We start from the raw sequence: 17947 nt of genomic DNA on the forward strand, positions 1-17947 counted from the left end.
TATTTATTATACAGAATCAATCCATATAATGTTGTTTTTTGCTTTTATTCGACAATCACGACTTGTTTTATTTGAACATAAAGCCATTGTTCTGCTTTGATTCCAAGCTCTCTTTGTGTCCATTCGGAAATCCTTGACCAAAGTTTATGCTCACCAATTTTGACTTGTATATAAACTACACCATCATCTTGAAGACATTCAACAACTTTTCCATATAATCCAGCACCTAAACTATTACCCTTTGGATTTTGTAAGGATAAGATAACATCTTTTGCAAAGACTCTCACCCGTAGTTTTTCATGCTTTGGTAGATGGATATGATCAACCCAAAATAAGTCATCTCCTAGTGAAAGGGCTGTGACACCGTAACGTGGTTGCTGATCAATTATTTGTACTTGTAAAAGGCTACTATCTTCTTGCCTTTCAGATTGTGTTTCTTCAAGCCAAGGTCTTAAAGCACCGCTTTCCCAGACTGTATTGAGTTCATCATTAACTGTAACCTTACCTTCTTCAATCAAAACTAGCCTATTAGCAATTCTAAGTACTTCGTCAAGACTGTGACTGACATACAGGATTGGAACTTTTACATTCCTTGCTAAGTTTGTTAAATAAGGTAATAACTCACGCTTTCTTGGCAAATCAAGGGAAGATAAAGGTTCATCCATCAATAATAATTCAGGTGCACTTAAAAGGGCTCTGCCTATTGATACTCTTTGCTTTTCACCACCCGATAGATGCAATGGATAGCGCTTAAGTAAGTCTCTTAAATCAAGCAATGCAATTATTGCATCAAGTTCAGGTTTCATTTTTCTAGGCATACCAAATCTTAGATTTTGCCCTACATTCAAATGAGGAAATAATCTAGGCTCTTGAAAAACATAACCTATCTTACGTTTTTTTGTAGGTACAAAAACATTTGCTGTTGTATCAACAAAAACTTTGTCATTAAAAATAACTTGCCCTTTATCAGGCTTAGTTAATCCTGCAATAACATTTAAAAGGGATGTTTTACCTGCACCTGACAATCCAAAAAGCGCTGTTATACCATTTGTGCTCATATCCGTATTAATATCTAACTTAAAATCACCAAGTCTTTGTGTAAAATTTAATTTTAGCATTTAGCCCCCAAACGTTTTTTACCCCATTTAGCTAGTATTTCAGAAATAATCAGTGCAAAAACGGCAATGCTGATTGAAATTAAACAAAGTCTAAAAACCGAGGCGCTTCCTTCAGGAGTGGACATTAGTCTAAACATAGCAACTGGTAATGTTTGTGGAGAATCTGGCATCACTGCAATAAACGTTATAGTTGCACCAAATTCACCCATAGCTCTTGCAAAAGCTAGGACCATGCCCACCAAAATACCTGGCACTAATAATGGTATTGTAATTGTAAAAAATATTTTAAAACTTGAGGCTCCTAGTGTTTTAGCTGCTTGTTGATGGCTTTCATCCAATAATTCAATTGAACTACGGATTGATCTGACCATTAAAGGAAATGCAACTAAGGAAGAAGCTATAGCAGCTCCCCACCAGCTAAAACTAAAACTAAATCCAACCCATTCATATATCCAAAAGCCAACCCATCCATGTCTGCCTAAAATATTTAATAACAAATAACCAATTACAACTGGAGGCAGTACTAAGGGTAAATTGACTAAGCTTTGAATAATGATCTTACCTTTAAACTCTCTTTTTTCTAATATCCAAGCAATATATATGCCAAAAGGTAAGCTTATCAAAACCGCACATATTGCGACTTTAAGGCTTAGTAGCAAGACTTGAATTTCATAAAAATTATTCATTAGTATTCTCTTTTCCTAAGTTTTCTGTTGATTCTAATTCTGAAATAGGTTCAATATGTGGTGGTATATCTATGATGACATCAGTATCTAATACTGTATTGATATCTTGCTCTATTATTTCAATTGTGCTGGATGGAACTGATTCCATCAAACTTAAAGGTATTGTCATATTATTTTGCGATGTATTGTCAGGTAAAGCAATCGTGAAACCGGCATCAAGCATTTTTATTGACACAGAAGTATCAGATAAATAATCAGTTAACGCATTAAGCATTTCTTTTTTTAAATCTGATTGTTCTCGGTTAACTTGTGCTACCTGATAAATGATTGGTGAATGCATATCATTAGGAATGATTGTAATAACTTGTTCTTCTAGCTCATTAACAACATCAGAATAAAAAACAATCGCATAATCTACTTGTCTATCTAAAACATTTGAAAGCACAATTTGACTGTCAAAGTAGTAAATGCCTTGACCTAAAATTTTCGGATTAATGCTAATATTAGATAAAGCCTGCTCGGTATACATGCCTAAAGCAGATGACAAAGGATCTGCTAATCCAATTCTAGCTCTAGGCTTATCAACAAATAAATTTTCCCAGCTAGCTGCATCTGAGATATTAAAATTGAGAATTTCATTTGAGGTTTTAGTATCCAGGCTGTTTGTACCTAGCTCGATTGTATCTAAGTCAACCTGAGATTTTGAAGCAGAATTCCAATTCTGCCATTTTGTAAGTATATTTTTCCTATGATTAGGAGCCTTGATTAAGACTAGTCTGTTTTCCCAAAGAGGTGTGATATCTGAAATCCAATTTAACCTCTGCAATTGCAACATATCATGGCTATTAGCTGAGATAATAAGATCAATAGGTGAACCTAGTTCCAATTGTTTTGCACTAAATGTTGAACCAGTATAGATAATTTGCAAATCAACATCTTTCGGAGGATTAAATTCTTTTAGAATTGGGGTAAGTTTATCTTTCAAAGAATGGCTTGCATGAATAGTTATCTTAAGCGAATCATTCTGGTCATTTTTATGTAATGGAATATCTACTTGAGTAAAGGTAAATGAGTGAGCTGAAAATGCCAATATCGATGTAAATATGCAAACAAATAGCCTGTGGCATTTTGGAAAAACTTTATTTTTTAACATGCTTTAACTTTTATCATTTTATCGCTTTATTTGTATTAAATCATAAGAGAAGGAAAAGGTTTTTGCTTTATCTATCAATTACTTTCACTGATAAAACATGCGTATTTGTTATAATACTCCTAACTTCCCCAGAAACTAACTAGGCTTATTGCACATCTTATCTTGAAATATTTTTAAAAACTGAAGAGAATATGTGTAGTAAAAACATTACACCAAAAACGGTAATTGGTACCATTGTTATCACAAGTAAAAGACTTTTAATAATATCCATTTCAAACCTCTTTAAAAAATGCATTGATGATATGTTTTCAGTTTAAGTAGTCATCAATCAAGTTTACTGTAAGTCCATGTAACTATAGCCTAAAAATAATTGGTTCATGTTTTTTATCAACCTATTACCTTTAACTGAACTAGACTGCAAATCAGTTTTAACACATCACCTCATACCTTGTCTAATTTACTTAATCCTGCTACGATACTAGCATTAAAAAATAATTATTTCAATTAAGTCAATTTATCTATTCTATTTCTACTCAATCCTCATTAGTTAGACTGATAGTGATTCAATTCAGTAGTTCTACATGATCCATTGAGAAAATGTTTACTTTAAAATTGAGCTGATGTTCAAATAACTTAAACTACGTTTAAAAATTTAATTAATAAAAACGAAGAACATCTTGATATGCCGATATTTAAAACCACTTCAACTGGTCTATTCGGCATAATCATTTTGCTGATTGATTAGCATCGTTAAAATAGGATTGCCCTCTTTTAGAGTCCTTTATGACTAAAGAAGGTGAGTAAAACTATTCTAAACTTACAAATATGATAGAGTGATAAAAATTTCTTTTGCAGTGACATAGCCCTACAAAATCCTGTCTATTATATTGTACTAACATAATCTAACACAATTTTACACACCTATTATATAGGTTAAATGACTCTAATATAAGGTTATTTCATGCATATATTAAAAGATATTAGGTTACACTTTCTCTGCATTTTAACAGTCTTACTTGCTGAATGGATAGGCAAAGTGACAATAGGATCAATTGTTATTTTACCTATGCTATTTGCCATGGTAATTGGAGGGGGAATTAGCTTTCCAAAGTTTAAGATTTTAAATGAAACTAATATGAAACGAGCTAGCATAGGTATGTCTATTGTGCTAATGATTTTAGTGTCAAGATATAGTCTTGAAATCGGCCCTCACCTAGCTACCCTTAAAAAAGCATCAATCGCATTAATACTGCAAGAAGTTGGGCATTTTGCGGGTACTTTGTTACTCGGATTACCTATTGCTGTTGCATTAGGTATGGGTAGAGAAGCAATCGGAGCAACTTATAGTATTGGTAGAGAAAATAATATTGCAATTATTGATAATAAGTACACCTTAGATAGTGCTGAAGGTCGTGGTGTTATGGCTATGTATATTGTTGGAACAGTATTTGGTGCCATTTTTATCTCTTTACTAGCAAGCTTCATCGCTACACTTGATATTTTAAATCCATTCGCACTTGCTATGGGAGCTGGTGTTGGGAGTTTTAGCATGATGACTGCGGGTGTTGGGGCTATTGCTGATAGATATCCAGATCTTGAGAGTGAGATTAAATTCTACGCCTTAACTGCTAATATTTTATCTTCAATAATTGGTATGTATATGTATGTCTATATATCCTTACCATTAGCAGAGAAATTATATTTGTTTTTCAGCAATTTTCGAAAAAAAACTTATTGAGATACAATCTGATTAATTTGGAGCAATAATGGCTAAAGTTTGCGAAGTTTTTATTTTGATGTTGCTTATGAGTGGCATTATTTTTATTGGTAATTTTGTAGGATATCGTCCTCCTATGTTACCTGCTTTCATTGGTATCATGATTATCACTGCCGTTGCTGCGATTGGATATAGTCTAAGTCTGTTACCACTTTTAAAAAAAATCCCCTCTATTATCTGGATTTCAGGTCTAGGAATGTTATTATCCTCAAACATATCACCTGTCAGTGGTTTCATTATAGAAAACATATCACAAATCAATATCTTATCAGTTAGCACACCTGTTTTGGCGTATGCTGGACTTGCTGTAGGAAAAGATCTAGAACTATTTAAACAACTATCTTGGAAAATAATACCTGTCGCACTATCAGTATTCGCAGGAACTTTTATTTTTGCTGCTATTTTAGCTCATTTTAGTTTGCAATGGCATTTCTAACGACAGTAAATACATGTTAAATGGAGAATTTATGAACCCAACTATCACATCACTTATTAAGGCATCTGAATCAGATATTAGTCGGTGGAGAAGACATATTCATGCAAATCCTGAATTATCATTTCAGGAATTTGAAACGGCAAAATATATTTTTAATGAGTTATCACAATACAAAGAATTAGAAATTAGTCAACCAACACCTAATAGTGTAGTTGCTCGTTTACAAGGAAACCAACCTGGAAAATGCATTGCTTTAAGGGCTGATATAGACGCATTACCGCTACAAGAAGAAAGTGGTGAATCGTTTCAATCAACTAAACCAAATATCATGCATGCATGCGGTCACGATGCTCACACAGCTATGTTGATGGGCGCAGCAAAAGTATTATCTACAATGAAAGATGTTATCAAAGGTGAAGTTGTTTTCATTTTCCAGCATGCCGAAGAGGTCCCTCCAGGAGGCGCTCAAGAGTTAATTGAAATTGGTATATTAGATAATGTCGATATGATTTTTGGCCTACATGTCTGGCCTGGAGCACCTGTTGGTACAGTTGTGATAAAACCTGGTGTGTTTTGCGCATCAACAGATAATTTTGATATAAAAATTCAAGGTAAAGGTGGGCATGGTTCAATGCCTCACCTCACAATTGATTCAGTATTAGTTGCAGCTAATATCGTTACAAATCTTCAATCGATTATAGCAAGACGCCTTGATCCTATTTATGCGCCTGTTCTTACAATTGCTAAATTACAAGCAGGTAATAGTTATAATGTTATTCCTGATACTGCTCATTTAGCGGGGACATTAAGAACGCATAGTAAAGCGGTTCGTGAATCTGTGCCAACTTTAATTCAACAAACAATTGAAGGGATCTGTCATGCTTATGGTGCAAAATTTGAGATAGAATGGACTAAAGGTTACACAGTGGGGATTAATAATGCTGAAGCTTGCCAAATCGCAAATGACATGATCCATGAATATTTACCAGATTTAAAAATTACAACATTTGAGCACCCTAATTTTGGAGGGGAAGATTTTTCTGCTTACTTAGAGAAAGTGCCTGGTGCTTTTATGATGATAGGTGTAGGTGATAGTGCCGATTATTATAACGTTCACCACCCTAAATTTAAGATAAATGAAGCAGCGTTGACGGTTGGAACATCTATACACGTAGGATTAATTATCAAATTACTTACATAGTACTCAAATTTAACTAGTGTTTTAACATATTAAGGAATCGATATCTTCATGGGCTTAAGCTAACTGACGTTTGAGCTCATAAATTCTCCTCTTGCCTACCTTAAAGGTAACTTTTCTTATTAGCTAAATGAGCGTCTTTCTCATTTAAATGATGGCTTTTCAAACTCGTTATATCTGTGTTATCTACACCAGAGCCTTCCATAACATGAGTTATTGAATACTAATCTTTAACAATAGCATTAACGAATTCATCATTAGTTCTAAGATAAAAGTTTGGAAAGTTTTTTCAGTAATATCTATACTTTAGAATATCATTGTAGAACATAATAGCCTAAAAGAATGGTATGACATATTGTATCTGATTAACCAGTTCCTAGATTTCAACAATACGGTTTTAGTAAATGGCAAGCGTGTTTAAGGTAATATATGCGACTAAAATCGGCTAATGAAATAAGCAACATCAGCCGATAAAGTAGAAAAATCTTCAATACCAAAGAATTTAACTCTTCCTAATTTCTTTCAGGTATGAATTCAAAGCAATTTGTTAAATCACTTCTATAGTAAAAAATCATCAAGTGATTTCCCTTCATTTTCGATACCGTATTTAATAGGTGTAGGCATACGGCCTTGACCTGTCCAAGTACGCTCTTCTCCTGTTTCATGTATATATTTATATTTTGCAGGTCGTGCTGCTCTTTTGGATGGTACCTTAGGAAATTTGACAACTTTAGATGAGCTAGTAACCATTTCCACTAACTCAGATGGCTGGAAACCTTCTTGTGCGATTAATTCAAGCAAACGCATTCTTTTAGTTTCTCTTTCTTGTAACTCAGCCTTAATTGATTCTTCTTCAGAACGTCTTTCTGTAACTACGGCTTGAAGTTTTTCCAAAATTTCTTCTAAGGTCTCTAATGAGCACTCTCTAGCCTGTGCCCTTAATGTTCTTATATTATTTAATGTTTTAATGGTTTCGCTCATCGTTAACTCTCTCTATTATAGTAAGTTATGGTAGAAATTGATTAAATTAACTTAATATTAAGTATTACGTTCAACACTTAAAATTCAAATAAATTAGCATTCAAAAAACAGATTATATAAATTTTATTGAAAGTATAAAACTATTAAATCTACACTTTGTTATTATCAATAAAGATGCGATAGATAGCAAGTTAAAATTCTATTTTATCTTATAAAGATTTTAGCAACAGAGATTATTACAATGATTGTCTCCACTCATAATTTGTTTTTATTTAATTTGTTTAAAAAAAAATCGTCAAACATGAAATTTCAATAAGTTTTTTCATTTGCTATTATTTTAATGTACAATCCATACAAGGATTGTCAATAATTGCATTCTGTAGGGATTAGCATCACCAGAACCCTTTTTAATACTCAATCTATAATAAGGAGTCACTATGACACAAGAAATCAGCACATTAGATAAAATAAAACAACAAATTGATGAAAACAATATTATTCTTTATATGAAAGGGTCGCCAAAATTTCCAAGCTGTGGTTTTTCCGCCCAAGCTGTGCAGGTTTTAAGCGCTTGTGGCAAAGCATTTGCTTATGTTGATATTCTTCAAAATCCAGATATACGTTCAGAACTGCCAAAATTTGCAAACTGGCCCACTTTTCCTCAATTATGGGTTAATGGTGAATTAATTGGTGGGTGTGATATTTTAGTGGAAATGTATCAAAGAGGTGAGCTTCAGTCTTTACTTGATAGTGTGGACACGCCAGAATAAATTTATACTGCACGTTTTAACTAGAGTAAAACGTGCAAATAATTTTCCTTTACTTAATCTTTAATGCTTTAAACTTCCCTACCTAATCTTAGCTAATATCTATATTTTAATATTTTCATAAACATCTTGAATACAAGAAATATTTTTACATCTTATTTTAACAAAGCCATTTTACATTTATTTAAATTTAGCATGTCAAATTTTGACAATAAATGTTAAATTACAATTTGCAATATTATTTTTAATATAAATTTGCTTTTTTATTCGGTTTATCTTTATGCATTTTTAATTATCACGCTAATATTTAACATTCCATTTACCTAAGCTTTTATATCAAACTTACTAAAATCAAAAACATTAATTTATTGACCCCTTACTCAGATTAAAAATTAGATTATAATTAAACATGGATTTATTCTAAATCTATGTTTAATATTTATTTACAATAAGATCTAACAACTAGATATATAGCTTAGCTTTGTTCCTGAAATTCTTTCCTATATCTTAAGCAAAATCACAATTGTTCTCTAAATTAATACAAGCAAACTAAAATTCTTAATTATTATTCAGAGCGTGAACACATGTCCTCATAAAACTTGGCATTACAGATAGCTGCAGGGTTGAGATTCTTTTACTTCCTGAAAACAAAAAAATCACCGCTCATAATAAACTTAAAAATCAAACACATAAAAACCCTGCTGACTTCATAATTATAATGATTGGTGATCTGATAGCAATCAAGAATAACTCAAATTACCATAGCATAAACAGATTAGTTACTATCCGAAGGAAAAAAACCATCTAATATTAAATTACAACCTCTTTACTTCAATCACATCTTTAATTTGGTTGAGTTTAACGATAGCTCGATTTAGCACATCCAAATTATAAATTTCAATTTGCATGTCTATTTTTGCTGTTTGTTGTTTAACATCACTTTTACTATTGATTGAGAATACATTAATCTTCTCATTTGCCAATATAGTGGTGATATCTCTGAGTAAACCACTTCTATCATAGGCTGTTACTCTAAGTGTTAGCTGATGCCCGCTGGAATAACTCTCTCCCCATTTTGCGTCAACAATTCGCTCTGGAAAATTATTGCTGAGTTCATGTAATTGTTCACAATCTTGTCTGTGGATTGATATCCCTCTACCTTGGGTAATGAAACCTGAAATTGCATCACCTATAATAGGCTGACAACATCCTGCAAGATGGTGCAATAAATTTCCTACGTTTTCAATGACAACTCGCCCTTTGCCCAAAGAGTTTTCTTTAGATTTAAGTACATCAGATTTCGAACGATTTTTATTAAATTGTGTTTGAGTCAACTGTTTAAGTGCTGCTTCATCCTCTTCTTCAGGTGTATGCTTAACAAACTGCTGGTTTAAAAAATTCACCATTTGTTGTATGCGTACGTCACCTGCGCCAAGAGAAGCTAAAAACTCGTCCATGCTATGAACATTATACCGTTTTAATAATACTCTTTCTGCCTCTTTAATGCTCACAGAAATCTGGTGTAATTCATGGTCTAAAATTTGTTTTCCTGCGATAATATTTTTATCTCTATCTTGTTTTTTAAACCAATTTTGGACCTTTGAACGACCTCTACTAGAAGTAATATAACCTAAATGAGGGTTAAGCCAATCACGGCTAGGGTTAGGATTTTTCTGAGTGATAATTTCAATTTGATCACCCATTTGCAACTGGTAAGTGAAAGGAACAATCTTTCCAGATATTTTTGCACCTATACAACGATTACCAATATCACTATGGATATGATAGGCAAAATCTAGCGGTGTTGAGCCAATCGGTAAATCAATAACATCTCCTTGAGGTGTGAAAACATATACTCTATCATCGAACACTTGGCTTCGGACTTCTTCAAGGATTTCCCCTGTATCAACCATCTCCTCTTGCCAAGTTAACAATTTACGTAACCAATTAATTCTGTCTTCAATGGAAGATTTTGGATTAGATTGACCGCCCTCTTTATATTTCCAATGCGCCGCTACCCCTAATTCAGCATCTTCATGCATTTGTTTAGTTCTTATCTGAACCTCAAGTGTTTTACCTTTAGGTCCTAATACAACAGTATGAATAGACTGATAACCATTAGGTTTAGGGTTAGCTATATAATCATCAAATTCTTTAGGTAAGTGCTTAAATCGCGTGTGCACAACCCCTAAAGCCGCATAACAATCTTGCAGCTTGTCTACTATCACTCTAATTGCTCTAACATCATATAGTTCTTCAAAATCAACATGTTTTTTTTGCATTTTTCGCCATATACTATAGATATGCTTTGGCCTGCCATAAACCTCAGCAGTAATTTGCTCATCACGCATAGCATTTTGCAAAGTTAAAACAAATTCACGGATGTATTCTTCCCTATCTAATCGACGTTCATCTAATAAACTCGCAATTTGGTGGTATTTTTTCGGTTGCAGATATCTAAAACAGTAATCTTCTAGTTCCCACTTTAATTGGCCTATTCCTAAACGATTCGCTAATGGTGCATAAATTGAACTACATTCTTTCGCTGCTAATACTTTTTCATCTTCAGCTGCGTCTTTAACTTCGCGTAAAAAAACAATCCTTTCTGCTAATGCAATCACTACGCAGCGAAAATCCTCTACCATAGCAAGTAACATTTTACGCATTGTATCAATTTGACTCGTTTTCATTCGATCAATTTGGGCTGATTTTAATTGGCGAATGTTATCCATTTGTACAACACCCTTTATTAACGAAAGTGTTGACGTACCAAAACGGTCTAAAATGACATCATCAGTTAACATATTGTCTTGCCGCCATGGAAAAAGAAGCGCTGCAACTAGCGTATCATTGTCCATATTTAATGCAGATAATATCTCTACAATTTCAAGCCCGCGTAGAATTAAAAGAAATTCATGAGTTTGTTCAGTTGGATCTAATTTATGCTTAATTGAAATTTCAGATAATGACTCAGCTGATACACGCCAATCAATTACATGTGATAATCTATTGGAAAGAAAATGCCAAGCATCAGTTAATTTTGCTGATGCATCACTATGACTTAAAGGTAAAGAATTTATCCAGGCTTTAATGTCAAATTCACCTGTTTCATTGAGATGGATACGTCTAATTGCAACCATTATGAAAACTCCAAATTACGGTTATTATCCAGATCGAGCTTCACATCCTGCCGATAGCGCAATGCTTTATGTTGACCGCGTTTTTTAAAACTGTGGAAAGGCGGCTCGTTTTTGAAAGAAGTTTTTGTAAGTACGTTCAAGATCTTTTAGAACCTGCTGCAAAGCTTGAGTGAGGGGTTCTTTTTTGCTACTGAGTTTTAGGGGCTTTGCCCCAATCAGCCAACCATGCCGCCATTTTTACATAGGGAACGTATTGTTGTTCGCCTCTTGATGTTTATCCTGCAAAGCCAGTAATGTATTAAATCCAAAGCAACATAACCAAGCAAAGCGGCGTGTAACCGACGCTTACTGACTATTTGGTCTTAACTGCGATTTCAATACATGTAATTGTTTCATGTATTGTATTATACTTTAGACGATAAAAAAAGAAACTGATATTCGTATAAGAGACATTACAGTATCCTGATGTTTGATATAAGTCCACTTATTGTTTGATTCAAATGTACGCCGCTAATTTCCCCGTCAAACATTTATTCAAGAGCAAAACCACCAAAGTTTCCTGTTTAATCGTTACCCTGTCACTTAATTACTAGGCTAGCTGTATTGACCAAGACTCAATCCGCTAGATGAAACAATCGCGCTGATAACACTGATAAAACAGGGTAACCATGCTGATTGATTAAAATTTCTAATTTTTTAATGCTTTCATCCAGTCATTCTAGTAGTGCATTTTGAACTGCAACTGCTTGTTTTAAAAAGTCTGGAATTTGTGATTTTAGCTATAATGCTTCGCTTATGAGTTTATGTACATGCGTTTCGCCTTGTGATTAGCATATATCAAAATTCACTTAATAATGCTCCGCTGAGATTGATAAAAGCAGTACACGCTCTAATGTAATTTTGTTGCGTCTTATGGATAACAAGATATCCTCTGCACCACGCCTATCATTCTTATGACTTACCTTATAAGATTTTTTTATGGTCTTATTAATTTTACGTCATGACCTAATTTCGTCAACTCTCAAGCCCAATAGTACATATATGATGCTTAAAATTGTCTGCAACATGCTTTACTGAGCAGTACAACATTAGATGAGTCCAGAACTCAATTAAAGCGTTGAGGTAGTCAAATTAGGTCTTTAAGATTCTCTATTTTAGCTTGATTGACACTACTCGAACTAGTTACGTTGCTAAAAAAATAAAAATTAACAATAAATTGCAGTGGTTTATTAACTGTTGTTTATTATTTTTATGAGGTAGCATTTGACCTCTTTAGCGTAATTATATGCGGAATCAAATAAAAAGCAGAACAGTACAAATTTTGGATAAATGATTTGTTAATACGCAATACAGCATATAAAATAACAAACAGCCTTTTAAGTAAAATAAGTACTTTATTCCCCGCTGTGATAGACGAAATTTTATGGCACATTCGATAATTATGAAAGCATTTATAACAGCTCTACACACACAATAGATGAATACATTACCCTTTTGAAGTGGAATTTTCAACTACAATCCTAAACCATTACAAAATTAACTTATTAATAAAAATAAATTTTTCGGCTAATAATAAATGATAATCATAGTAACGAAGCACATTTTACTTGACTTAGTAGCTTAGATTGGTATTATCACACTAGCTAACTAGTACAAACTTAATGAGGTGAATGATGTCAGGTAGTAACTCAAAGCGAAAAATTAACTTAATGCGGATGGATGTCCCTTACCATGCAGATCCAACCTTAACTTTTCAGCATATATGTAAAAATAGAAGTGCTACATTACTTTTAGAATCGGCTGAGATAGCTAGTAAAGATAATTTGAAAAGCATGATGATCGTTGACAGCGCTGTCAGAATTTCAGCTTATGGAAAAAACGTTGAAATAGAAGCTTTGACACAAAATGGAAATGTTATACTATCTTATTTAATCAACAACCTTCCTGATGAGATTACTTTTGATTTAAAAGAGTTTGGAACAAAGCTAGAACTTAAATTGCCTACAATATCACAAGAGTTAGATGAAGATGAGCGTTTAAAATCAACTTCGGTTTTTGATATTTTAAGGACAATCAGTTGCTTTGATACAAGCAACAAAGAAAACACTAATGCGATATTTTTAGGTGGCCTATTCGCATATGAGTTAATTAATCAATATGAAGTATTACCTGATGTCGAAAATAAAAATAATTGCCCAGATCTGTGTTTTTATCTAGCTGAAGTAATGCTTTTTATCGATCATAAAACCAAAACATCATACTTACAATCTGCACTTTTAAGCAATGATACTGCTGAAAGAGTGAGATTAATAAGTCGACTTAAACAATTACATGATTCACTCAATCAACCACTTGAACAAATTTCATCGGTTAAAGTCGAGCGCGCTGACTTAAACGTTAATTTTGATGATGAAACCTATTGTAATCAAGTCGCTGAGCTGCAAAAAAATATCATCGCTGGGGATATATTCCAAGTTGTACCTTCTCGAAGATTTTCTCTTCCTTGCCCTGCACCATTAGCTGCCTATCAGACATTAAAAGGACTTAATCCAAGCCCTTATATGTTTTATATGCAAGACACTCTATTTACCTTATTTGGGGCCTCACCAGAAAGTGCTCTGAAATATGATAACGAAACAAGACAACTTGAAATTTATCCTATAGCAGGCACAAGGCCAAGAGGAAAAAATGCAGATGGGAGTATTAACTTAGATTTAGATTCTAGGTTAGAGTTTGAGGTACGTAATGATCATAAAGAACTCTCTGAACATATTATGCTTGTCGATTTAGCTAGAAATGATTTATCCAAGGTCTGCGAACCTGGTTCTCGATATGTTGCAGATCTTACAAAAGTGGATAGGTATTCTGTCGTTATGCACCTTGTTTCAAGAGTAGTTGGTAAACTGAGATCTGATCTTGATGTGCTTCATGCTTATCAAGCTTGTATGAATATGGGTACCTTAACTGGTGCGCCAAAAATTAGAGCTATGGAACTGATTGCAAAAACTGAAAATACAAAACGTGGGAGTTATGGTGGTGCTATTGGCTATCTAAATAGTAATGGTGATTTTGATACATGTATTGTTATTCGCTCTGCTTATGTAGAGAACGGTACTGCATATGTCCAAGCAGGAGCAGGCGTAGTGCTTGACTCTGTGCCACAACTAGAAGCAGATGAATCAAGAGCTAAAGCAAGTGCTGTACTAACGGCAATTAAAATTGCTCATCAAATGCAGGAGTCATAAAATGGCAAATATTTTTTTATTAGATAACATAGATTCATTTACTTATAACCTAGTCGATCAGTTAAGATCACAAGGACATCAGGTTTCGGTATATCGTAACTCATTGTCACTAGAGACAATCCAAACCAAACTGTCAGCTATAATAGATCCGATTTTAGTCCTCTCCCCTGGCCCTGGAACACCTTCTGCTGCAGGATGTTTATTGGATCTTATTTCTGTTGCTGTTGGAAAAATGCCAATCATTGGTATTTGCTTAGGGCACCAAGCAATTATTGAGTCATTTGGTGGTAAAGTTAGCGCAGCACCAGAGATTATACACGGTAAAGCATCCGGTATTATGCATGATAATCAAGCTATGTTCACTTCTTTACCCAATCCACTTAGAGTTGCAAGGTACCATTCATTAGTCGGCACTGAAATTCCTGCCACCTTAACAGTAAACGCTTATTTACCAAGCACTGAAGATGTCCTAAGCAGCTTCAGTTATAGGGATGATGAGAAAAAAATTGTCATGGCGGTAAGACATGATCAATTTAAAATTGCAGGATTCCAATTTCATCCTGAATCAATACTGACACCACAAGGTGAAAAATTATTAAACCAGACTATTAATTGGGCGATTAATTAGATATGGCGCAAGTGAAAATATATGGCCATAAAGCGACCCTTGAACGCAATAAAATTGCCATAAGTGAAATAATACATAATGCAATTACACAAATATTTCGCATCCCAAAAGACAAGCGTTTTCATAGATTTTTTTATCTAGAAGATGAAAATTTCATCTATCCTTCTCCAAGAACAGATAATTATTTAATTATAGAAATTCACATAATGTCAGGTCGGCTAACAACTACTAAGAAAGATTTGATTAAAAGACTTTTTGCAGATTTTCAAACCCAATTAAATATTTCGTCAGTGGATGTTGAAATTGTCATTTTAGAATCACCACCCGAAAACTGGGGATTTAGAGGGCTGAACGGTGATGATGCTAACTTAGTCTATCCTATTAATATTTAATCAACACAATTGCTTAAAAAAAACATATTTAAGCAAATATGGAAACAATGCCATGCAAACACTACTAAATAAACTCTATACTGGACAAGCGTTAAACCAACTGGAAACTAAATCTCTTTTTATTGAGATCATAAAAGGGAACTTAGATCAAGCCCAACTCGCTGGTGCTTTAATTGGCATGAAAGTGAGAGGGGAAACACCAGCTGAAATAGCTGGAGCGGCAGAGGCATTACTTAGCGACGCTAAAGTATTTCCAAGCCCAGATTATCTATTTGCTGATATTGTAGGGACAGGTGGTGATGGTTCTGATAGTATTAATATTTCAACTGCAAGTGCATTCGTTGCAGCTGCATGTGGATTAAAAATTGCCAAACACGGTAATAAAAGTGTTTCAAGTCAATCCGGTTCATCTGATTTACTAGCCGCATTTGGCGTAGATCTCAATATGCCCCCTGATATTTCCAGAAAGGCATTAGATACATTGAATGTCTGTTTTTTATTTGCACCTCTCTACCATACTGGTTTTAAACATGCAATGCCAGTTAGGCAACTATTAAAAACACGGACAATTTTTAATGTATTAGGTCCATTAATTAACCCAGCCCATCCACCACTAGCATTAGTTGGTGTTTATTCAGAACACTTAATCAAACCAATGGCTGAAGCCTTATTAGCACTCAATTATCAACGAGCAATGGTTGTACATGGTAATGGAATGGATGAAGTGACTATAGACGGGCCTACACATGTTGCTGAACTAAATAATGGAAAAATCATTGAATATATGGTCACCCCTGATGATTTTGGTTTACCAACCTATTCACAAAATATGCTAAAAGGTGGGGATCCAACACTCAATCGCTCTTTAATCACTCAACTTCTACAGGGGCATGGAGAAAAAGCTCATAATGCTGCTGTTGCAATCAATGTCGCCATGTTGATGCGTCTTTTTGGGCATGAAAACTTATCTGAAAATACCAGAATCATTTTAGATGTGATAGAAAGTGGTAAGGCATTTAATATCGTAACTCAATTAAGTCAGTTACAAAAATAAGGCACCATAGCCTTTATAACAATGTCTTATAAAGGCTTAATATAACCACTAATTTAACATACTCATCTACTGTCCTGCCCCAAGCAATTTAATTAAATCAGCTGAAAAACTTTTAGCACTCATCTCATACCCCTCTGCCGTAAGATGAACCATATCATCTTTTGCCAGTTGCTTTGAAACCCATTTTTGAATTGAGCATGGCCCACCCATAGCAGCTTGCCAGTCCCAAAACATGATTTGATTCTTTTTAGCTACTTGTTTTTGAATTTCAATTATTGCTGCTAAATGATTAGCATATTGACTATGGCACTGGGTAGATGCCATTGGACCTTTTATTTTCATGGAGTCAGGAGGGCCAATTAATAGAAAAGCAGTATTAGGTAATAATGATTTAAGCTTTTGTATTCTAGCATTTAAATCGATTTTATATTGATTTAAATCTAACGTTGCGTCATAAGCTTCATTAGTGCCATACGCAAGAATTACCATTTGAGGCGAAATTTCTTTTAAACTATTATACCAGCTAGTGTGCCATTTATCCCAAAACATGGCTGTTGCACCATTTATGCCTAATGTAGATAAAACAACACCATTTTGTTTTTCTGATGCAAGAAATATGCCTCCTATTGATAAGTTTTTTGATTGGTTAACGTCTAATTGTATTGGAAGAGATAAATTGCTTACAAATGGAGACCAAGCCCAATTTCTGGATTTGCCATCAATTGTAAGTTTATTACGATTGACTATAATTGTATTGTCAGTTGAGGAGTGGTATAAAATGCTCATCTCATATTTATTAATTTTAGACACATAATTTTTTCTAGGTTTTATTTGAATATTACCTGATTGATTTTGTGTATTAACTTGATACCCTCCTAATGGAAAAATCGAGCTTTGCTCTTTGCGGCTAGTTAAAATTTCCCATTTAGAGTTATTCGTCTCAATCGTTACTAAATTAGATCTGATTCCTTTAATATCTGCAGCAGGGATAAATCCAATTCCGCCATCTCCATATTTCGTTTGCAAGATAGTTCTTACCTTGCCAGTAAATACATCTGCAGCTGTATGTGAATCCCCTAATTGCAAGATATGAACGCGATGATTATTCGCATTTAAAAAATGATTTTGTAATTGTACTGTGCTATTAATATTAAAATTATACAAATTACCTGCTTGATTAATAGATGAATTATTTTGGTTTTTGCCATATTCAGATTCATTACTAGTTAGTGTTTCTTGACACCCTAATAAGAGTATAGTTAGTATAAATGCAATCATAATTTTTATTTTTGATTTCATTAAGTATTTCATACATGCTTTCACAGTATTCAATCCCATAAATCATTTTCCTTATCTGTTAAAATTTCACAAA

General features: G+C 33.7%; 14 protein-coding genes. 8 read left to right on the forward strand and 6 right to left on the reverse strand.

Going from position 1 to position 17947, the window contains the following annotated elements; all coding sequences use genetic code 11:
- Positions 1-44 precede the first annotated feature (44 nt).
- From modC to BMW37_RS06400, 3 genes are read right to left on the reverse strand one after another with little or no spacing between them, the layout of a single operon-like run.
- Positions 45-1118, reverse strand: a complete 1074-nt coding sequence (gene modC, locus BMW37_RS06390) for a molybdenum ABC transporter ATP-binding protein ModC (protein ID WP_093318749.1) — start codon at positions 1116-1118, stop codon at positions 45-47.
- Positions 1112-1804: a molybdate ABC transporter permease subunit gene (gene modB, locus BMW37_RS06395; RefSeq protein ID WP_093318751.1), complete on the reverse strand. Its 693-nt coding sequence runs from the start codon at positions 1802-1804 to the stop codon at positions 1112-1114. Before modB ends, modC begins: the two co-directional genes overlap by 7 nt.
- Complete coding sequence (locus BMW37_RS06400; protein WP_093318753.1) at positions 1797-2957, reverse strand: molybdate ABC transporter substrate-binding protein; 1161 nt, start codon at positions 2955-2957, stop codon at positions 1797-1799. The genes modB and BMW37_RS06400 overlap by 8 nt, the downstream gene beginning before the upstream one ends.
- Positions 2958-3918: 961 nt before the next feature.
- Here BMW37_RS06400 and BMW37_RS06405 point away from each other — a divergent pair.
- Genes BMW37_RS06405 through BMW37_RS06415 form a run of 3 tightly spaced genes read left to right on the forward strand, consistent with a single transcriptional unit; the run spans position 3919 to position 6371 of the window.
- Positions 3919-4695, forward strand: a complete 777-nt coding sequence (locus BMW37_RS06405) for a DUF3100 domain-containing protein (RefSeq protein WP_093318756.1) — start codon at positions 3919-3921, stop codon at positions 4693-4695.
- 28 nt (positions 4696-4723) lie between these two features.
- Complete coding sequence (locus tag BMW37_RS06410; protein WP_093318758.1) at positions 4724-5170, forward strand: hypothetical protein; 447 nt, start codon at positions 4724-4726, stop codon at positions 5168-5170.
- 31 nt (positions 5171-5201) lie between these two features.
- Positions 5202-6371 carry an amidohydrolase gene (locus BMW37_RS06415; RefSeq protein WP_093318760.1) on the forward strand — a complete coding sequence of 390 codons (1170 nt, stop codon included), beginning with the start codon at positions 5202-5204 and terminating at the stop codon, positions 6369-6371.
- Between the two features lie 555 nt (positions 6372-6926).
- On the opposite strand, the gene BMW37_RS06420 is transcribed toward BMW37_RS06415, so the two are convergent.
- The gene (locus BMW37_RS06420) at positions 6927-7349 is read right to left on the reverse strand and encodes an H-NS family histone-like protein (RefSeq protein WP_093318762.1); all 423 of its coding nucleotides are present in this window, start codon (positions 7347-7349) and stop codon (positions 6927-6929) included.
- 437 nt (positions 7350-7786) lie between these two features.
- On the opposite strand from BMW37_RS06420, the gene grxD reads away from it, so the two are divergent.
- On the forward strand, positions 7787-8119 hold the full coding sequence (gene grxD, locus BMW37_RS06425; RefSeq protein WP_177168597.1) for a Grx4 family monothiol glutaredoxin: 333 nt from the start codon (positions 7787-7789) through the stop codon (positions 8117-8119).
- 812 nt (positions 8120-8931) lie between these two features.
- On the opposite strand, the gene relA is transcribed toward grxD, so the two are convergent.
- Positions 8932-11256 (reverse strand): GTP diphosphokinase, encoded by a 2325-nt coding sequence (gene relA / locus BMW37_RS06430; protein ID WP_093318765.1) that lies wholly within the window; start codon positions 11254-11256, stop codon positions 8932-8934.
- A gap of 1673 nt (positions 11257-12929) precedes the next feature.
- Here relA and BMW37_RS06435 point away from each other — a divergent pair.
- The 4 genes from BMW37_RS06435 to trpD are packed head-to-tail and all read left to right on the forward strand — an operon-like array spanning position 12930 to position 16575.
- The gene (locus BMW37_RS06435) at positions 12930-14501 is read left to right on the forward strand and encodes an anthranilate synthase component 1 (RefSeq protein WP_425441762.1); all 1572 of its coding nucleotides are present in this window, start codon (positions 12930-12932) and stop codon (positions 14499-14501) included.
- A gap of 1 nt (position 14502) precedes the next feature.
- Positions 14503-15129 carry an aminodeoxychorismate/anthranilate synthase component II gene (locus BMW37_RS06440; RefSeq protein ID WP_093318768.1) on the forward strand — a complete coding sequence of 209 codons (627 nt, stop codon included), beginning with the start codon at positions 14503-14505 and terminating at the stop codon, positions 15127-15129.
- A gap of 2 nt (positions 15130-15131) precedes the next feature.
- Entirely contained in the window at positions 15132-15521 is a 390-nt protein-coding gene (locus tag BMW37_RS06445; protein WP_093318769.1) for a tautomerase family protein, read from the forward strand.
- A gap of 52 nt (positions 15522-15573) precedes the next feature.
- On the forward strand, positions 15574-16575 hold the full coding sequence (trpD, locus tag BMW37_RS06450) for an anthranilate phosphoribosyltransferase (RefSeq protein ID WP_093318770.1): 1002 nt from the start codon (positions 15574-15576) through the stop codon (positions 16573-16575).
- A gap of 66 nt (positions 16576-16641) precedes the next feature.
- Here trpD and BMW37_RS06455 read toward each other — a convergent pair whose 3' ends face one another.
- Positions 16642-17913, reverse strand: a complete 1272-nt coding sequence (locus tag BMW37_RS06455) for an SGNH/GDSL hydrolase family protein (protein ID WP_093318771.1) — start codon at positions 17911-17913, stop codon at positions 16642-16644.
- Between the last annotated feature and the right edge of the window lie 34 nt (positions 17914-17947).

The sequence above is a fragment of the Thorsellia anophelis DSM 18579 genome, from assembly GCF_900111395.1.
GTDB lineage: Bacteria > Pseudomonadota > Gammaproteobacteria > Enterobacterales > Thorselliaceae > Thorsellia > Thorsellia anophelis.